Genomic DNA, 2,076 nt, shown 5'->3' with positions numbered 1-2,076 from the left:
ACCAGGCCGGTGTCCGGGCGCAGCGCGTCGAACTGCGGTGGGACGATCCCGTACTGGCGACCCGTGAGGTCGTTCGTGGTGGCCGCCGAGCAGGTCACGTTGGTCAGCTCGGCGCCGAGGCGGCCTGCCAGCACCTGCGGCCAGCCCCGGTCGGAACGACCGCACGTGGTGTCGATCTGGTTCGGGATCAGCGGTCCCGCGGCCGACGAGTCGCCCAGCGCCACGTACCGCAGTTGTTCGTCCGCCGCCGCCGACGGCGGCCCGACGACCGCCGCCACCAGCAGCACCGCGCTGGCCGCCATTCGCCGCCGTAACTTGGAAACCGCATTCCCCATGACGTTGATCTCCTCCTGCGTGGACGGTATCCGCGCTACACCGCGCGCAGCGTGGTGGAGCGCTCCTGTGGGGCGGCGTCGCCCGAGCCCGCCGCTTCCCGGCGGATCGCCAACCAGAGCAGCGGCACCAGGGCCAGCCCGACGGCCGCGGCGGCGACGATCGCGTAGTAGGGCGCGACGAGGCTGCCGGTGGCCTCCTCGATGAGGCCGTAGGCGTACGGTCCGACGAAGCCGCCGGTGATGCCGACGGTGTTGATGAAGGCCAGGCCCGCCGCGGCCATCAGACCCGACATCCGGGACATGGCGACCGACCAGAACAGCGGCAGGGTGCCGAGGGCGAAGAAGTTGGTGATGAAGATCAGGCCGACGCTGACCACCGGGTTGGTGGACAGGAGGAAGCCGACCATGATGACCAGCACCGCGCCCGCGCACACGCCGATCAGCGGGACTTCGCGACCGAAGCGGCGCTTGAGCCACGGGAAGAACAGCACGCCCGCCAGGCCGGAGATGCCGCCGCTGCCCGCCACCAGGCCGATGAGGAAGGGGCTCTGCAGGCCGAGCGACTGCAGCAGCGCCGGGAAGTTGAAGCCGACACCGGAGCCGATGGCCTGGTTGACGAAGTAGATCCCGGCGAGGGCGAGCACCGTCGGGCGGCCGAACGCCCGGCGCAGGTTGCCCCGCACCCGGTTCGGCGACGGCGCGTCGCGCCCCACGGCCCGCGCGGTCAACTCGGCGGCCTCCTGCGGCGTGAGCCACCGGGCGTCGGCGGGGCGTCCGGGCAGGGCGAACCAGACCAGCACCCCGACGGCGATCGTGACCAGGCCCTCGACCAGGAACATCCACTGCCACCCGCGCAGGCCCGCCAGCCCGTCCAGGTTCATCAGCGCGCCGCCCATGGGCGAGCCGAGGAAGATCGCGACGCAGGGCGCGGTGTAGATCAGGCCCACGATCGTCACCCGGTGCTTCTGGGAGAACCACAGCGTGACCATGTACATCATGGCGGGGAACAGGCCGGCTTCCGCGGCTCCGAGCAGCAACCGCAGCAGGTAGAACGACAGCTCGTCCCGCACGAACATCATGGCGGCGGACACCGCGCCCCACGTCACCGCGATGCGGGTGATCCACACGCGGGCGCCGACGCGGTACAGGACCAGGTTGCTCGGCACTTCGAGCAGGGCGTAGCTGACGAAGAACAGCCCCGCGCCGAGCCCGTAGGCGGCCGCGCTGATGCCGACGTCGGCCGCCAGCGCCGTCTTGGCGAGGGCGACGTTGGTCCGGTCGATGTAGGACATGAAGTAGGCGATGCCGAGCACCGGCAGCAACCGCGTGATGGCCTTCTTCGTCGCGAGCTCGTGCACCAGGTCTTCAGCGTTCGTCATCGGACGCCCTTCCGGATCGGGCAGCTCGGTGCGATGTCCGGGTGGATCGACAATAAGGTAGGCTTCTACCTGCGATACTACGGAGTATCACGGTAGGTATGAGGACTTGTGGTGTCAACCGCCCGCGTCGGCGCGCGTGGTGGCGGCGGGGTTGGAAGGGGAGGATGAGCGGGTGAGCGCGAGTCCCGAGCTGGAGCCCGACGCGCGGAGCAGGATCCTCGACGCCGCGGCCGAGGCCTTCATGGCGCACGGGTTCGCCAACGCCACGATCGACGACATCGCCCGCGAGGTCGGCGCCACCAAGGGGCTGGTCTACTACCACTTCCGGTCGAAGTTCGACATCTTCCTCGCGGTGTACGAGG

At 70.0% G+C, this 2,076-nt stretch carries 2 protein-coding genes and 1 pseudogene; 1 reads left to right on the top strand and 2 read right to left on the bottom strand.

The genetic code is table 11. The features are described from left to right. Both IEZ00_RS37390 and IEZ00_RS30515 read right to left on the bottom strand, forming a co-directional pair. A pseudogene (locus IEZ00_RS37390) lies at positions 1-335 on the bottom strand (SGNH/GDSL hydrolase family protein); the annotation flags it as partial. A 35-nt stretch (positions 336-370) separates the two neighbouring features. Beyond that, the gene (locus IEZ00_RS30515; protein ID WP_189226824.1) at positions 371-1,714 is read right to left on the bottom strand and encodes an MFS transporter; all 1,344 of its coding nucleotides are present in this window, start codon (positions 1,712-1,714) and stop codon (positions 371-373) included. Between the two features lie 172 nt (positions 1,715-1,886). On the opposite strand from IEZ00_RS30515, the gene IEZ00_RS37385 reads away from it, so the two are divergent. Next, positions 1,887-2,076, top strand: a 190-nt coding sequence (locus tag IEZ00_RS37385; protein WP_229796251.1) for a TetR family transcriptional regulator, incomplete at its 3' end; no start/stop codon positions are given.

The sequence above is a fragment of the Saccharothrix coeruleofusca genome (genome assembly GCF_014648515.1).
In the GTDB taxonomy this organism is placed as follows: Bacteria; Actinomycetota; Actinomycetes; order Mycobacteriales; family Pseudonocardiaceae; genus Actinosynnema; species Actinosynnema coeruleofuscum.
This window is presented reverse-complemented; position numbering and strand designations above follow the sequence as displayed.

Bases quoted from the DNA above. Each gene is read 5' to 3' on its own strand.
- IEZ00_RS30515 (WP_189226824.1), bottom strand. From the start codon at position 1,714: ATGACGAACGCTGAAGACCTGGTGCACGAGCTCGCGACGAAGAAGGCC.